Source organism: Streptomyces specialis, assembly GCF_001493375.1.
GTDB classification, from domain to species: domain Bacteria; phylum Actinomycetota; class Actinomycetes; order Streptomycetales; family Streptomycetaceae; genus Streptomyces; species Streptomyces specialis.
This window is the reverse complement of the sequence record NZ_LN929838.1, coordinates 157,349-172,775: the sequence shown is the minus strand read 5'-3', so window position 1 is coordinate 172,775 and position 15,427 is coordinate 157,349. Positions and strand designations below refer to the sequence as shown.

General features: G+C 66.2%; 10 protein-coding genes and 2 pseudogenes. 8 read left to right on the top strand and 4 right to left on the bottom strand.

Annotation, left to right across the window (positions count from 1 at the left end):
• Positions 1-274 precede the first annotated feature (274 nt).
• Both BN2279_RS08645 and BN2279_RS08640 read left to right on the top strand, forming a co-directional pair.
• Positions 275-790 (top strand): ComF family protein, encoded by a 516-nt coding sequence (locus BN2279_RS08645; RefSeq protein ID WP_059008084.1) that lies wholly within the window; start codon positions 275-277, stop codon positions 788-790.
• A gap of 21 nt (positions 791-811) precedes the next feature.
• Positions 812-1,018, top strand: a complete 207-nt coding sequence (locus BN2279_RS08640; RefSeq protein WP_059008082.1) for a hypothetical protein — start codon at positions 812-814, stop codon at positions 1,016-1,018.
• 5 nt (positions 1,019-1,023) lie between these two features.
• Here BN2279_RS08640 and BN2279_RS27490 read toward each other — a convergent pair whose 3' ends face one another.
• The 3 genes from BN2279_RS27490 to BN2279_RS29235 form a co-directional block, all read right to left on the bottom strand.
• Entirely contained in the window at positions 1,024-1,272 is a 249-nt protein-coding gene (locus BN2279_RS27490; RefSeq protein WP_234347660.1) for a helix-turn-helix transcriptional regulator, read from the bottom strand.
• Positions 1,273-2,011: 739 nt separating this feature from the next.
• Entirely contained in the window at positions 2,012-3,310 is a 1,299-nt protein-coding gene (locus BN2279_RS28870; RefSeq protein WP_107115518.1) for a GNAT family N-acetyltransferase, read from the bottom strand.
• 135 nt (positions 3,311-3,445) lie between these two features.
• Positions 3,446-4,450, bottom strand: coding sequence for a hypothetical protein (locus BN2279_RS29235; protein ID WP_159037155.1), 1,005 nt, complete (start codon positions 4,448-4,450; stop codon positions 3,446-3,448).
• Between the two features lie 289 nt (positions 4,451-4,739).
• Here BN2279_RS29235 and BN2279_RS08630 point away from each other — a divergent pair.
• Both BN2279_RS08630 and BN2279_RS27485 read left to right on the top strand, forming a co-directional pair.
• Positions 4,740-5,180: pseudogene (locus tag BN2279_RS08630) on the top strand (GntR family transcriptional regulator); the annotation flags it as partial.
• Positions 5,181-5,186: 6 nt separating this feature from the next.
• Positions 5,187-5,483, top strand: a pseudogene (locus BN2279_RS27485) (tyrosine-type recombinase/integrase); the annotation flags it as partial.
• Here the strand turns inward: BN2279_RS27485 and BN2279_RS08625 are convergent.
• A complete protein-coding gene (locus BN2279_RS08625) occupies positions 5,465-6,247 on the bottom strand; it encodes a hypothetical protein (protein ID WP_159037154.1) in 783 nt (260 codons plus the stop codon). The pseudogene BN2279_RS27485 and the gene BN2279_RS08625 overlap by 19 nt on opposite strands.
• 804 nt (positions 6,248-7,051) lie before the next feature.
• Here BN2279_RS08625 and BN2279_RS29840 point away from each other — a divergent pair.
• The 4 genes from BN2279_RS29840 to BN2279_RS08600 all read left to right on the top strand — a co-directional run bounded on the left by BN2279_RS29840 (position 7,052) and on the right by BN2279_RS08600 (position 15,302).
• Positions 7,052-7,957: a DUF2637 domain-containing protein gene (locus BN2279_RS29840; RefSeq protein WP_234347627.1), complete on the top strand. Its 906-nt coding sequence runs from the start codon at positions 7,052-7,054 to the stop codon at positions 7,955-7,957.
• 1,026 nt (positions 7,958-8,983) lie between these two features.
• Positions 8,984-10,090, top strand: a complete 1,107-nt coding sequence (locus BN2279_RS08610) for a helix-turn-helix domain-containing protein (protein ID WP_159037153.1) — start codon at positions 8,984-8,986, stop codon at positions 10,088-10,090.
• 758 nt (positions 10,091-10,848) lie between these two features.
• A complete protein-coding gene (locus BN2279_RS08605; protein ID WP_234347625.1) occupies positions 10,849-12,426 on the top strand; it encodes a hypothetical protein in 1,578 nt (525 codons plus the stop codon).
• Complete coding sequence (locus tag BN2279_RS08600) at positions 12,423-15,302, top strand: ATP-binding protein (RefSeq protein WP_059008072.1); 2,880 nt, start codon at positions 12,423-12,425, stop codon at positions 15,300-15,302. The genes BN2279_RS08605 and BN2279_RS08600 overlap by 4 nt, the downstream gene beginning before the upstream one ends.
• Positions 15,303-15,427: the final 125 nt, after the last annotated feature.

Below are 15,427 nucleotides of genomic sequence, written 5' to 3'. Positions count from 1 at the left end.
CCCCGCGGCGGGCACACCTGCCCTTGAGGGGCGGTGCACGGCCCCGGACCTCCCCGCCCCGCTCGGCTTCCCCCGATGCCCCCGGTGCGCGTTCATGATCAACGGCCCGACCTCAATCTGCGCCGGCTGCGCTTCGCGCTCCTTAGAGCCGCTCGCAGCCCACCACTGCCATGTGTGCAGTCAGGAACTGCGCAGCAGTGATGGGCGGTGCAGCAACCCCATATGCCACTGGCCCCCGGGTCAGCGGGGGTTCAGCCGCATCCACGCACTGGCGATGTTCACCGGCGACTGGTACCGCGTGATCTGCGACTACAAGTACTCCGCCGACAATCAAGGCTGGGCGATCATCTTCGGCCGCCTGATCGTCGGCTGGCTGGAGCAGCATGCCGCCGACGTACAGGGCATCGATCTGATCATCGGCAATCCGACCAGCCCGGCGCGCCAACCGCACCAGCACATCGAGGGCATCATGGCCGCAGCGGACATCGAGGACCAGCCAGACCGCTGGCCTCTTGCGCCCAAGGATGAGCCATTCCTGACCAAGCGCAACCTCACCACCACCTCGGCGGTGACGGGTACGAACTGGCACGCCAAGATGCAGGCCGCCCAGGAGCATGCCCGCGAGCTGGAACTACATGGCGATGCCCGCGGCAAGAGGATCCTCCTTGTCGACGACACCTGCACGACGGGGGCGCAGATGCACACGGTCGGCGCCTTCCTGAGGAAGCACGGCGCTCGTGAGGTTCGGGGCCTGGTGCTGGCTCGCGTCCCATGGGGATACCGGCCTTAGTGATCGCCCCACCCGGCGCGGGTGGGGCGCTTCTGTACCCCCGCCTGCGCGGGCCGCCACACCGCCGCCCGGGTGACGCAGGTGTGCTACGGCCGGCCCCGTACCCGGCTGATCGCCGGCACGATGCCCGTCGGCGACCGCGTCGTCACGGTCCACGCCTGCCTCTCGCACGCGCACCTGGCGAGCTACGGTCGGGTGTACCGGACCATAGCGCGCGGCGCGGCGTGAGGCGCCTACACGGCCCCGGGGCCGGGCTCCTCGGGGCCCGGCTGGGAGGAGCCGCCGGGCCGGGGCCCGCCGGGCATGAGCCGCGCGGGGTCGATACCGAGGACGTGCGCGACGCGCAGGAGGCGGTCCAGGCGCGGGGAGCTGTGCCCGAGTTCGATGCGGATGATGCTGGTCCGCTCGACGCCGGCCAGGTGTGCGAGGGCTTCCTGGGTGAGGTTGGCGTGGAGGCGTTCGGCCCGGAGCCGGCTGCCGATGTCGAGGCGCCAGGCGCGCAGCCAGTCCGGGAGTCCCGGGGGTGGATCTTGGGGCAGCCTGCCACGCTGGGTTGGGCATGGTCGGATGTCCGTAGCAGGAAATCCAACAGTTCTGGATCATGGTCGGGGTGACTGCCCCGCTCGCTGTGCGGGTAGATGAGCGGAAAGTCCTTTAACATGACGTTAGCAATCGAACGCACGCTCGATGGACTCCCAGGCGTGCCGGGCCTGTCGAGTGGATGGGCTGAGGACTACCTGCGACAGGCGCTTCGGCCGAGCCTCCGATCCCTCCACTCCCTGGCGCCACCGCGTAGGGGTTTCAGTCGGAGGGGATTGCAATCAATACCCCACGGATCCGCCCGCTGACGACGGCGTTTGAGCTCCCGCCGTTCGGTGATGCGCAGGTTCGTGCCTTCGGCAGGATTCGAACCTGCGCACACGGCTCCGGAGCACGTTCAGAGATCGGTTTGCCAATTAGTTCTGACCAGCAAGTTCCTTGATCGTTGAGGGTCTGGGGTGCCCTTCTGTATCGCAGATAGTGCGAAGTCGGAAGTCGCCTCCGGCTCCTGCGCCCTCACCGAGAGAAGTCGGTTCCGCCGACGAGCTGTAACACTCCGGGGTGGGTGTTACAGCTATCTGGGCTGACAGTCGGCACTCCGTCGCTCATAGCCCGTCCAGCGCCGCCGCCGGCAGAGGACCTGAGGGAGCCAGCGCCTCGCTTGTCCCTCCTGGTATCAGGTCAACTCACCCAGACACCCTCGGGTGATAGACGCCGTGCGAGACGTCGGCCCGCAGGGCTGATTGGGGATGACCAGGAAACGTCGGCAATCTTGCATCCGAAGTCGTCGGCGAGTGCACGCACGAGCGTGCCGCCGATGCCTTGATGACGGTAGGCACCTGCCACCCAGATCAGGATGATGCGCGGTCGCAGGGTGTTGTCTTCTCCGTCGTATCGCGAACCGTCCAGGTCCCAATGACGGTGCTCGTTGGTGTCGTGGGCAGCCAGGTAGCCGATGACACGATCGTTTGCCCGCAAGAGGTAGGACCGAAAGTTGTCTTGGGTCACTTCCGGCTTATCGATGTGGGACCATGAGCGGAAGTCATAGTGGTTCTCTACCTGCGGCCATCGTGCCACCTTGTAGGCGAGCCTTCGCCAGGTGATTGGTGATTCGGTCGTCACAACGGCCAGCTCTCCCAACCACATCAGGTTCTTGGGTGCTCGGATGCCGAACTCCCACACCGTGTGGTGGGCTGCGTGCGCTTTACCATCGTCCGATGACTCTTGCAGCCTCTTGCCGCATCGGCAGCTGTCGAAGGTGGGAACGTTTGCCGCGTGGAATTGGACCGGACTCGCGCCGTAGCTGAGATCCTGTTCTCGGCCACCAACCCACGGCCGGATCGGCGCGGTATCGGATTCAATGTACCCCGTCCAGCGGTCTACCCATCCTGGGTACTGTTCAGGGGATTTCTCCCGAACCATCTTTTCGATGTCCGGTAGCGTAGGGCGAACCCACACGCTCCCAGCAGTCGCCCGAGCGTTGAGGCGTAGCCCATACCCGCTGGCTTTACTCCTCAGAAAGTTCAGGAACGAACTGGGGGGTGAATGGAAATGTACGCCGCGGACCAGCTCACGCTCGCCGGGAGCGAGCCAGTCATCGACGGGGAGAGCCAGAGAGTCGGCTAGGGCGTGGAGTTTGCTGTAATCGTGGTCCAGCTCGGCGGCGCGCAGCGCTTCGACTGCAGTATCGACCTGTGAAAATTGAACAAATAACGTGATCCAGCTCGGGCCATTACCCCAGGAGAAGCCGCCAGAGTAGCCGTCGTAACAGATGCGATCCATGGAAGCACTTCGAGCCCTGTCGATGGCTTCTGTGTACGCGCTCGGCAGCTCCGGAGAGCGCCCATGCTGCGTCGCAGCGTAGACGTACTCATCGCGGTTGAGTACGACGCTGGCGTACCACCGGGAGGCTCGGACATCGATCCTGCGGGAGCGCCGGTCGCGCGGATCAGGGTCGAGGTAGATTCGTCGCTCGGTCATGTTTTTGCTCCCTTGCTCTATTCAGATCGACGTCAACCATCGTTGGGGCTGCCGCGGGCGCCGCAAAAAGTGCTATCGGACGTCCTCGGTGCGGGCAGGGCAGGGGTGTGCTCGCCGAGAGGTCCTCCCCAGGTGTTACAGCCCTCTTGCCTGGCGCACCGATGAACCGGCCAGGCGCCCAATGGCCCGAACCAGCAACGATGTGTCCTCATCGCCCTGCCACTGCACTACCTCGCATCGAGGTCGGGCGTCGTAGGTTTGGTTGAACTTACGCACATCTTCGGAAAGTGGCGCGTTGGTTACTATCAGCACATTGAAAGCAAGGGAGGGAAGCTTGGAAACTACCTTCTCGATATCGCGCATCCGTAGCACTCCCCGGCGGCGGAATCTGACTTCTACCGCGATCGTGCTCCCGGTTGGCGTCTGCCCGTAAGCGTCAAATTCGTCGTCCCTGTTCCCTGGTTCGGCAGGTAGCCCCGCGCGCCTTAGGGCGTCAATCACGGACCGTTCATATTGAAGGGCTTGGAACCTTGGATCCTGCGACAGCTCCAAGGCTTCCACGATGCGCTGCGCGGCTGTGATATAGGATCGTGCACCGCTTTTGGTCAGAAGGATATCGCCTTCATGGACGACTCGGTTCCGCAGGTGGCGCAGATCCTCGACTGAGCGGGCGAGCTCATCGGAGAGCAAGCCCATGCCGGACAGGGTCTGCGGAGATATCCGGGCAACCCCGTGTTTTATCCCAGCGGCCTTCAAGGCCCTTTCTACCTCGCGCCATGCGGCCATGACTGCGGCGGTCGTCTCCGTCTCGGCAAGCTCGAACAGGTCCGAAAGATCGCTAGCTGAATATAGCGGCCGTGTGATCTGTTGCGGTTTCTCGCTCGGGATTTGAGGTTTCTCTGTATCCTCTATCACCGGATGTACTGTCTCTGCCGCTGCTAGTTCGCTTGCCATTTCACTCCCGATTTCGGCAGCTTCCTGAGCAACTGCATCAGCTTGCTTTTCAAAGGCAACTGTCCCAAGAGGAGTCTCAACTGACTCGACGCGACCGAACAGGGATGCTAGTTGCTTCCTGAAGGTGAAGCCAAGAGTCAGCACAACGGCTGGCCAGACGAGTGTGCGTAGGTATTCCAGAGCCATCTGCCAAGACATAGCGGGATGTTTCCACAGATGTGCGCTGCGCGTCAGTACTTCGAGCAAGTTCCCTTATCACTTGGTCGGCCGATCATGCCGGGCGACGCCCGTGGGGGAAGCCGTAGCGCGGGTAAGCGGACAGCCCGGACAGCCCGCCCTTCACCTGTCCGGTCTCTTGTCCCAGGTCAGTGACGTATCCGGACAGCCGGACAGGCAGGACACTGCCCGTCCGATGACGTGTTGTGTGCCTCGTGGCACCCTTGGCAGCGAGCGAAGAAGAGTGAGAGGAGCCGAAGTGCCGGAGGCCAGTCCGCGCGGAACCTACCTGGTCATTGCGGAGGCACTGCGAAGCGAGGTTCAGGCACAGCGAGGCATGGAGACGTTGCCGTCGGAGGCACACCTGATGGACTCACACCGAGTCTCTCGGAACACGATCCGTCGGGCGCTCAAGGTTCTCGAAGCTGACGGGGTTGTCGAGTCCGCTCCCGGCATCGGGTGGCGCGTGGTCCGGGGAGGCGACCGCCGGTCGCTCGCGGAGCGCATGACGGACGTGATCCAAGAAGACTCCCTGTCGGTCGGTGATGCGTACCCGTCCGAATCGAAGCTGTGTGAGCGGTTCGGAGCCTCCCGGACCGCGGTGCGCCGAGTCCTCGCCCAGATGGAGGGAAACGGGGTGCTTGCCACCGTGCACGGCAAGGGACGAACCGTGTGTGCACTCCCGGCTCACACCGCCCGGTCGGAACACGAGCGTGGGGGCGTGGTCGGCTCATCCACCTATTGGCGGGTGTGGGAGGAAGCGCGGGAGTACGCGCTCCCACCTGAGCGCGTCGACTCGCCGTTGGCCGGGCGCCCGTACGACCTGCGGCATGCATGCATCACGCGGTGGCTGAACGCGGGGGTTCCGATCGCGGAAGTTGCGCGGCGCGTCGGCAACTCTCCTGAGGTGATCCACCGCCGGTATCACGGTTGTATCGACGGCCATGAGGAACTGGCCAACGCCAAGATCGAGAGGTCGCTCTATCAAGAGGGTGACGATTGATCGTCGGTTTGCGGTGCAAGGCTCAATTCGTCTTGCACCGCAACTTCCTTTTCGTATGCAGCGGCAGAGTGTGCGCCCTCCTCGTACCATGACTGGTCGCTTGCATTCAGGAGTGGAAGGTCGAACTTTTCGGTGATACGTGCATCGAATTCGCGTACCATTCGCATGGCGCATTTCATGCTTTCCGCCATGTCGTCCTGGCTGACTTCGTACTTCTTGCCGAGTTTCAATCCTGGCTCTTTGACGGACCAGAGAAAACGCTCGTCGATGATCGCGCGACGATGGACCACGATGTTCCTGACAGCGACCGCCTTGTTCAGTGTCGTCCAGTCGTCGTCAGAGGTGTGAAACTTCAGTCCGAGTCGGCTCTCTACGTAATCAGAAATTTCTTTGAGTCCCTTGAAGGAGAGCTGATTCACGCGCCTCTCTGCCGCCCACCTGACAAAGTCTTCCAGGGAGGCATGTTTGAGTACCTCTTCTAGGGTGACCTGCTCCCGGGTTTTAAGTAGGTGCGGGCGAGTCACAATGGCTTGCGTCAGAATATCTGAGATATAGGACAGGAAGTTGTCGACGCTTCGGGACAACGTCATTTCTCGACGCGCCGGCCTAGTCTCGCTCAAGAATTCGCCGTACAGGTCGAGCGTCCTAAACTGCTCTGGAAAGACCTCCTGGGGTTCCTTTGTGTCTCCGCCTAGAACTTTGGCGGTAGAGGTGAGGAACCTCCTGTGAGCCTTCATGGCCATTTCGGTGAGACTGAAAGTCATCAGGTTTATGAAATGCTGCGCGTAGAAGTCGGAAGCTGATTTTGTGAATCGTTCCGGAGTTTCGAGTAGTTCTCGCCTAGCCACTGTTGACCCCGATGTCTGAGAGTCGGTGCTGACCTTCTACTCATCATGACAGCGGGGGAGGGGTGTGCACACCGGAGTTTGCGGTGTCTGCCTCTCGCCGATCAAGGCAAGTCGGGGCCTGTACGTGGCGCTGGGGCAGGGTGTGTCGCGTGTATCGCAGATAGTGCGCGAACAGTGAAAGACAACGAGAGAGGGCGGGAGTCAGTGAGACTGACTCCCGCCCTCTTCTGTCGGCATCCGCGCAGGTCACCTGACACTTTGGGTAGGTGGTCTGGCGAGTGCCCCCGGCAGGGCGCCACACAGATGGTCGCACGCCTGACCAGCAAGTTCTTGCGGGCCGCCTGGTCATCGAGGGGCGATTTGAGCCTGCTGTCGTGAAAGGGGGGGCGATGATGGCCAGCCCCTCTTCGTCGAAGCAGGGCTCGATAGTTCGGTTGGCGCCGGTACCCGGCTTGAACATCCGGTCCGTGATCGAGTGCGGGATGCTGGTGGGTGAACGGCTGGGGGAGCCGGCGTGCGCTGCCCTGTTGGTGGGCTGCGAGACCTGCTTCGCGGGTCGGCGCCGCCAACGGGATTCCGACAGCATGCACGACATTGGCGCCCCACGCGAGCTGGTCGTTTCCGCCGCGATGACCCTGCCACGCCGCTGCCGGGGATGCGGGGTGCGCGATGCGTGACGTTATATCCGCCGGGGAGCGCCGAGCACCGCACTCACACCCTGTGGAAAAGGCTGTACACCGTCCCGACCCCCGTTCAGCCGTCGAATCGGGCGCGGACGCATGGGTGCGGCGGGGTTGCGCGGCGGTGGTGGCGGCGGTGGCCGCGTATGCCTCGTACGTGCACCAGCGTGACTTCGCGCTCCAGGGCGGTGCCGACCAGACCAGCGCGACGCTGTGGCCGTTGTCCGTGGACGGCCTGCTGCTGCTCGTCACCATGGGCCTGCTCAGCCCGAGCCGGCACACCACCCGCCGCACGCGCGGGGCCATGTGGCTGGCCTTCCTGCTGGGCAGCGCAGTATCGCTCGCGGCCAACATCGCCGCCGCCCCGACGCTCGACTGGCAACCCGTCCTGGTCGCCGGCTGGCCACCGATCGCCCTCCTGCTCTCCGTCGAACTCCTCGCACCCCGCCCGGCAAGTCACCAACCTGAAGGCAGCCCGCCCGCTGAAGCGCGCATACCCGGCGGCATGCTCATGCCGGAGGCGCCCAGCCCCCCGGGGGTGAGCAAGGACGACCGGGACTTGGCCAGCGAGGCATCGTCTCCGGGACCCACGGTCGAGAATGCGGGGAAGGCACCTGAGATCGAGATTCCCGCCGCACAGCGAACCGCCAGCGGGACGGAACTGACCGGCGTCCGTTCGCGGCTGTCCGGCGGTGGCCCGGAAGGCGCGCCGCCGGCCCCTCGTGCTGATACGCCGCCGCCGTCGGTTCCTGGGACACGCGCTCGACACCGCAGGAAGACGCCTCCTCCCATTGAGAGCGAGCTTATGGAGCGGGCCCGGGTCGAGGATGCCAGCCACTGGCGGGTGCACCGTCGACCGATCTCTGCGGAGAACTTGCGGAAGCGCCTGGGCATCGGAGCTAAGAAGTCGCGCGCTGGTCGCCGCCTTGCGCGCGGAGGCTGCTGAGGCCGGGCGAGACCGCGAAGTGGCTGGGGCGGAGCGGCAGCCGGGCAAGGAGTCGGCACTCGCAGGGCCTGGGTAGGTGACTACCGTTTCGCTGAGCAGAGCGTCTTGTGCCTGACCGTGAGTCGGGACACCGATGAACGGCCGATCAACTGATGTGCAGCGCGCCGCCGTGTGGCCTCTACGGCACCCGCTCGGAGCCGGTGGTGTCCGGGCCGGGCGGCGTGGGGCGCCGCAAGCTCCTCGTCAGTGAACGTGATCGTCAACCCAGACATACCCACGATGCTACCGAAACCAGCTACCAGAAACCGGTAGCACCCCTCCCAGCCGCGGCACTAACTGCTGGCTCCCAGGCTGCGCGCGCAGCTGGCCGTCGCCAATCAGGGAACGCGGAATGCGGCACTGTTCAGTGTTTGCGCTCCGGGTGTGCTCCCGTGCTCCCGGGTTGGCTGTTTCGCGCCCTGCCGGTTGGGGGGTGTGGTGGCAAGACTGGGACCAGTGAAGCCCTTTTCTGTCCGGATCAGGCCGGGTGGAGCATCCTCTTCGGGAGAGAAGCGTCTGGTGGAGGGCGTCTCGGGCATGCAGTCCCCGGGCGGCGTACTCGGTGAGCTGGTGATGCTGCTCGGGCGGGTCGCCCGCAGGCCGCAGGCTCCCTCAGGGTTTGAGGCGGTGGCAGGCTGGCTGCGCGAGCGACTGGGCATGGAATGTGCACTGATGGCAGGGGACGGCTCAGTGGTAGCGGCGACGTGCGGCTTCCCAGAAGATGTCCTGAAATCGGTGGAGAGGGCGCGGATACAGCTCGCCGACGGCGGTACGGCATCGGTGGCTACCCGGGCGGGGGACGTCCACGTGCTGCTGGAAGCGTTCGGAGCAAAGCTTCCGCGGCCGGTGCTGATACTCGCCTGTGAGCGGGTGCCGGACCGGCAGGCGGTGGCGATTGCCTCACACGCCGGCAGTGTGCTGGCTGCGGCGCACCGCGCGAGAGAGGCTGAGCAGGCGTGGGCGGCCTACCAGCACAAGGCTCAGCAGGTGAGGCTGGCAGTGTTCATGACGCTGATGGCCGGGGATGTCACTCTGGCCCGCCGTCTGTCCACCGGGGCGGTGCCGGCACTGCTGGAAGCCGGGAGAGTACGGGTGTGCCTGTTGCGCTGCTCTCCGGGAGAACGGGACCGTATCGCGCAGGCGTACCAGGATCACACCGGCTTTCACGGCCGGGGGCTGCTGGTGCGCTGCCCGGTCTGGAACGAGCAGCTCATCGGCCTGGCCGGAGAGGACGAGAACGAACCGCCCGGTACCGAACAGCGAGGCATGCTCGCCTTCCTGCACACCCTCGTCCAGGACAACTCCCGCTATGCCCTGGGTATCAGCAGACCCCACCCACTGGAGGAGACAGCCGCGGCGTACGACCAGGCCCGCCACGCCCTGGCCGCCGCGGTCACCAGCACCGGGCGCCGCGCCATCTTCCAAGGTCAACCTTCCCTGGAGGAGGTGCTGCCGCGCGACCTGGCCCGCCGCTGGGCGCGCTCTCTTCTGCAGCCGCTGGATCTCCTGCCCCGGCTGACAGCCGACATCACCCGCCTGGCGCTTCAGTTCCGCCGCGCCGGGGTGGCCAACCTGCTGGGCGTCCACCGCAACACCGTCACCACACACCTGCACAACGCCGAACGCGCGCTGGGACTGGACCTGGATCACATCGCCTCCCGCGCCATGGTGACCCTGGCGCTGAGGATCGCCCCTCCGGCCAGCGACCGGCCCGCCGCGACCGGCAACCATGGCCCGGTGGACCGGGCTGAGGTGCTGGGCCTGACCCGGGAGCTGTGCGTGGCGAGCGCAGACGACGGTGGCAAGTGGGCCACACGATTCCTCCAGCCGCTCCAGCAACACCCGCACAGCGGTGACCTGCTGACCACGCTCACCACATGGATCCAGGCCAACACCGACGCCCAGCAGACTGCCCGTCGCCTCGGCGTCGCCCGCAACACCGTACGCAACCGCCTGCAGACCGCCCAGCGCCTGCTCAACCGCGACCTGCTGAGCGGCGGCCCCGGCGTCCACGACCTCTTCCACGCCCTCCACATCACCGGCCGCATCCCCCATCACCAGTTCCTGGGCCGACTCCCGTACCCCGTGGAGTAGCAGCGTTTCTTGTATCTCTTCCCTTGCAATGGGTTGTGCACCGTGGGCAGTCCTGCTGCTGGAATTGGGCGTCGTGCGCATAGGAGAAGCAGCGCGGAGTTCCTTACCGTCTTTCCATACCGGCTGTCGAGGCCGCTGGCTGAGTGAGATCGGGCGGGACCTGCGCCAGCCCAACCCTGCCTTCCAGCGGTGATCAGCAAGCCGCGCCCTGCAGTATGCCGGGGTCAACTCCTGGCCATCTTTATTCCGGTGGGACTCTTTATGGAGAAGGAACTCGTCACACGCCTCTGGACGAGCGCAGCACGGGGCTGTGCCGACACTGACGCCCTTTTGCTCGGTGCCTCCGGAATATGCACTCAGCAAGGGCGCCCTTTCTGCCGTAACCGCGGAAAGGCGGTGTGACCGTGCTATCTGGAGCGCGTGGCGGCGTGGATGCCTTACTAGAGAGCCGGTCGACCGGCAGGGGCGAGAGCTACGAGCTGGCGGTACGTCTGTCTGCGCCCGCCGAGAGGTGGGGCTGGGAGTATGTGCTGCCTCCGGCACCGGTCCCTAGCCCGGAGGCGAACGGCTTCCCGGTGTGGCGGGAGCCCAGGCCGCCGGACACTGCAAGGCTGGAGGCCTGGCGGGCAAAAGGTGTAAGGCGTCTGCCGCGGGCGCTGGCGCTCACCGGCGCTGTCTGGCTGCTGGCCACGGTCGCGGTACCCGGGGCGGGCCTTGTAGTGCTCGTCGCAGGCGTATCGGTGTCCGTAGTACCGGTCGTGTTCCCGGTGTGGCGGATCAGGTCTGTCCAGGCACGGGCAGCGGTTGCGCGCAAGGAGGGGTATCGCCGCTTCGAGGAGGAGGTGCTGCGGTGGCGGGCGCGCGTGACGGCGCACAACGAGGCGGAACGTGCCCGGGTGGAAGCGGCGCTTCTGTGGCATCCCGTGGGGCTGTGGTCAGGGCCCAGCCGGGTGGACGTCTTCGGGGGGACGGCTGACGGATGGGCCAGCCTGCTGGCGACGTGGGGGACGTCTCTGCTGTCTCCGCGCCGGGGCCTGCTGGTGGTGGATCTCAGCGAGCAGGATGTCGCCAGTGGCCTTGCGGAACTGACCGCCGCCGTAGGTGATGCGGTGACACACATTGACCTGCCCGCACAGGCAGCCCGCCTGGACCTGCTGGGCGGCATGGGCGCGGACCAGGTGGCCGATGTGCTGGCACAGGCCGTCCACACCGCCCGCCGCCCGGAGAGCCGGGGGGACCTGCGCACGCTGGACGCGGAGCTGATCGAGGCGGTCGTCACCCGGCTGGCCCCCCCGCTGACGTTCCGGCGGCTGGTGGCGGGACTGGAAGTCCTGCAGCGCACCTACGACCCTGCCAACGAGCAAGGCCCGCTGCAGGCCTCGGAGGTGACCGCGCTATCGCTCCATGTGGACACTGTCGGTAGCACCGGGCAAGTTCAGGACGAACTGCGATTCCTGGCTGCCACGCTCAAACTGCTGGGCCGGGAGGAAAGCCTGGACACTCCTCCCACCGCTGCCGCATCCGGCGCGCTCGCCCGCCTGTGGCCGCCAACCGGCCTGACAGTGATCACCACCGCACACTCTCAGCACCGCCGCAAGGATCTCCTGGACCGGGTGGTGTTCCACCGCCTGCTGCACGACCTGCGCGCCCCCGGCCTCCCCGGCCAGCACGCAGCACTGGTGATCGCCGGTGCGGACAGGCTGGGCCTGGAAAACCTGGAGGCGCTGGCGCGGCAGTGCCGGCGCACCGGAGTACGCCTGGTGCTGATGCTGGAGCGGCTGCGCGGAGAACTGAAGGAACTGCTGGGCAGCTCGGACAGCGCGGCCGTGCTGATGCGGCTGGGCAACGCGCAGGACGCCGCAGCTGCCGCGGAGTTCATCGGCCGCGGCCACAAAATGGTCCTCAGCCAGGTCACCGCACAGACAGGCCGCACGTTTACCGCAGGTGCCGGCCACAGCATCGGCACCAGTGAGCAGACCGGTGCCACCACGGGTGTCAGCTTCCTCCGCAGCCGCGGCTGGACCTGGCCCTGGGACCGCAACCCGAGGCGATGGACCGTCTCCGACTCCCTGACGGCCTCCCGGGGCCACTCCTGGCAGGAGACGGCCAACCTCTCCCAGGCGGACTCCACCAGCCACAGCACCACGCAAGCCCGGGTCTACGAGTTCGAGGTGAAACCGACCACGATCCAGTCCCTGCCCCCCACCGCGTTCATCCTGGTAGAAAACCCGCCCGCAGGCCGGCGGACCATAGCCGGGGACTGCAATCCGGGAATCACGCTGCTGGACCGCGTCGCCCCCGCTCCGCACACGCACCAGGGAGCGTACCGGCGATGAACCTGCTGAACCGCTTCGCCTTTCACCACATCCTCTCCTCCCCGCACCATCCGAACCAGCCCGGTCAGAAGGACCCACTCGCGGGGCAGCTGTTCGCAGCACTGACCGCCGCACACACAGAGCTCACCCTCCAGGAAGCACCCGGAGCCGCCATCGCCGTGGCCTGGCACCGACCCGAGAGCGAGCAACACCTGCGGTTCCTGACCGGGGGCCACCCCTTCTTCCCCCCGGCCGGCAAGAGGGCACCAGGGACCCACCACCGCGTCCTCTACCCCCCCGGGGCACGCGGCGTCGCCCTCGAGCCCGGAGAGGTGTTGGAGACGCTGGCCCGCCTGCCGGTATGGCTGCGCTGCCTGGGCCACATCGACGCCCTGTGGACCGGGCGGCAGACCGAACGCGAGCTGCGGCGGGGCGGATTCGACGACTACGTGGCCCACCTGACCGGTCCCTTCGCCTGGCTGGTCATCGCCGAACCCCTTCCAGCCCAGGTACTGGAGCGGGAGATGCTCGCCCTGTCCACCGCGATCCCAAGGCTGCGGCAGCGGGAGAACTCCGAACCCGACCGCGTCGCCCTGGAACGCGCACAAGCCCGCTACCGGGAACTGAGCCGCTCACGCGCCACCGGCATGTGGAACGTGCACATCCTCGTCGGCGGCGCCGACGAACCGGGCACACGTACCGCAGCCGCCCTGCTGTGCGCAGCCAGCGACCTGGACAACCTCCCGTACACCCTCCGCCCCGACCGACACACCCTCCCTCTCGACCAGGCCGCCAGCACAGTCGGCACGAACCTCACCAGCGAGAACACATCAAGGGCGGTGGACGAGCTGCGCTCGCCCTTCCCCGCCAGCACAGAACTGCTGGCCGCCCTGGCCCGCCCACCCCGCCGCGAACTGCCCGGCATCCGGCTGATCGAACCACCCGCCTTCGACGTCACCCCCGAACGCGACGGCCCCATCCACCTCGGGGAGGTCCTGGACGATGCCGACCAGCCGACGGGCCCCTTGGGCGTTACCCTGGCCACCCTCAATCGCCACACCTTCGTCGCCGGAGCCACCGGAGCCGGCAAGAGCCAGACGGTGCGTCACCTCCTCGAAGAGCTCCACCACGCCGGTATCCCATGGCTGGTCATCGAACCGGCCAAGGCTGAATATGCCGCGATGGCTGGCCGCATCGGCGGGGAGCAGCTCACTGTCATCCGGCCCGGCGACCCCGACGCCCGCGCCGTCGGCCTCAACCCCCTCGAGCCCGAACCCGGCTTCCCTCTCCAGACCCATATCGACCTCGTCCGCGCCCTCTTCCTCGCCGCGTTCGAAGCCGACGAACCCTTCCCCCAGGTCCTCAGCCATGCCCTGACCCGCTGCTACACGGATTTCGGCTGGGACCCCGTACTCTCCGAATCCCGGCTGCCCGGCGTCACCCCCCGCTACCCCACGCTGGCCGACCTCCAGCGCACCGCCCTGAACGTTGTCGAAGGCATCGGCTACGGCAAGGAAATCAGCGACAACGTCCGCGGCTTCATCGACGTCCGCCTCAGCTCCCTACGCCTGGGCACCCCCGGCCGCTTCTTCGAAGGCGGTCACCCCCTCGACGTCGCTGACCTGCTCAACCACAACGTCGTCCTGGAGATCGAGGACGTCGGCAACGATCAGGACAAAGCGTTCTTCATCGGCACCATCCTCATCCGCCTCCACCAGCACCTACGCACCCGCCGCACCCAGACGGCCGGCTCGGTGCCTATGGGCCATGTCACGGTGGTAGAGGAAGCCCACCGGCTGCTGAAACGGGTCGAGCCCGGCTCCCCGGCCGCACACGCCGTCGAGCTGTTCACCGCGCTGCTGGCGGAGATCCGCGCCTACGGCGAAGGCATCATCGTCGCAGAACAGATCCCCGCAAAGATCGCCGACGAAGTCATCAAGAACACCGCCCTGAAGATCATCCACCGGCTGCCCGCCGCCGACGACCGCGAAGCGGTCGGCGCCACCATGAACCTCGACGAGCCCCAGTCACGCCACATCGTCTCTCTTCCCCCAGGCCGGGCCGTGATCTTCACCGACGGCATGGACCGGCCCATGCGCATCGCCGTCCCACTCGGGGAAGGGCACGAGGACCCTGGCCCTGGCACCGTCGCACCTGCAATTCTCAGGAGCCGGAGCGTTGCCTGCGGCCCACAATGCGGATCCCGTCCGTGCCTGCTGCGTGAGATCAACCGGGCGGAACTGCTGGCCGACGACCCCCGTCTAACCCTGTGGATCGAACTCCTCACCATCGCCCACCTCGTAGGCGAGCCCGCCCCACGCCCCGACAAGGCTTGGGTCATGGGCCTTACCGACCGAGCCGGGCGTCGCACGCTTGAATGCGCCCTCGCTCAACGTATCCAACAAGCCGTCGACAACCGATACACCGGCCTTACCCCCTACTACCAACCTGAGGCTCTCGCTCAGCATCTCAATACTTCTGCCCACGCCACCCTCGCCGGAGCCAGTACACCCTGCGACGGCACAGAAACTCACTGGCAAGCCGGAGTATATCGGTGGGCTGACGTCTTCCACGCTCTACAGAGTGCTGCGGATCCTGATGCGGGGCCCCACCCCGACACCGCCACCTGGCGCAAGCGCGGCTTGCATCTCTTCGGTGCCACCATCAGCCAACAGCTCGCCCACCTCAGCGACCGTCCTGACTCCTGGCTCCCCGACCACTCGACTATTACAGGCGGGGATCACCCTGCCTATGCTGCGGCGCTCGCCCGTCTCACCCATTCCCCCGAGACAGAAGACGGGTATTTGTCCGCCACGCGCTTCCTCAATCTTGGCACCACCTGGCCTCTCGTCGTCCTGGACCTGGCTCTGTCTGACCGGACATCTGATGAAACCTGACCATGCCGCATCGGCCGAAAAAGATTCATCCCCTGACCCGCTCCCCTCCGGGGACGATGCGAGCGCCGCACGTCATGCTACAGAGGGGGCAGCACCATTACCTGCTGCAGCTCGAAAATTCCGCG

Excerpts from the sequence above, each read along its gene's own strand:
- BN2279_RS08645 (WP_059008084.1), top strand. The coding sequence starts at position 275 with ATGTTCACCGGCGACTGGTACCGCGTGATCTGCGACTACAAGTACTCC.
- BN2279_RS28870 (WP_107115518.1), bottom strand. The coding sequence starts at position 3,310 with ATGACCGAGCGACGAATCTACCTCGACCCTGATCCGCGCGACCGGCGC.
- BN2279_RS29235 (WP_159037155.1), bottom strand. The coding sequence starts at position 4,450 with ATGGCTCTGGAATACCTACGCACACTCGTCTGGCCAGCCGTTGTGCTG.
- BN2279_RS08625 (WP_159037154.1), bottom strand. The coding sequence starts at position 6,247 with ATGACTTTCAGTCTCACCGAAATGGCCATGAAGGCTCACAGGAGGTTC.
- BN2279_RS08600 (WP_059008072.1), top strand. The coding sequence starts at position 12,423 with ATGAACCTGCTGAACCGCTTCGCCTTTCACCACATCCTCTCCTCCCCG.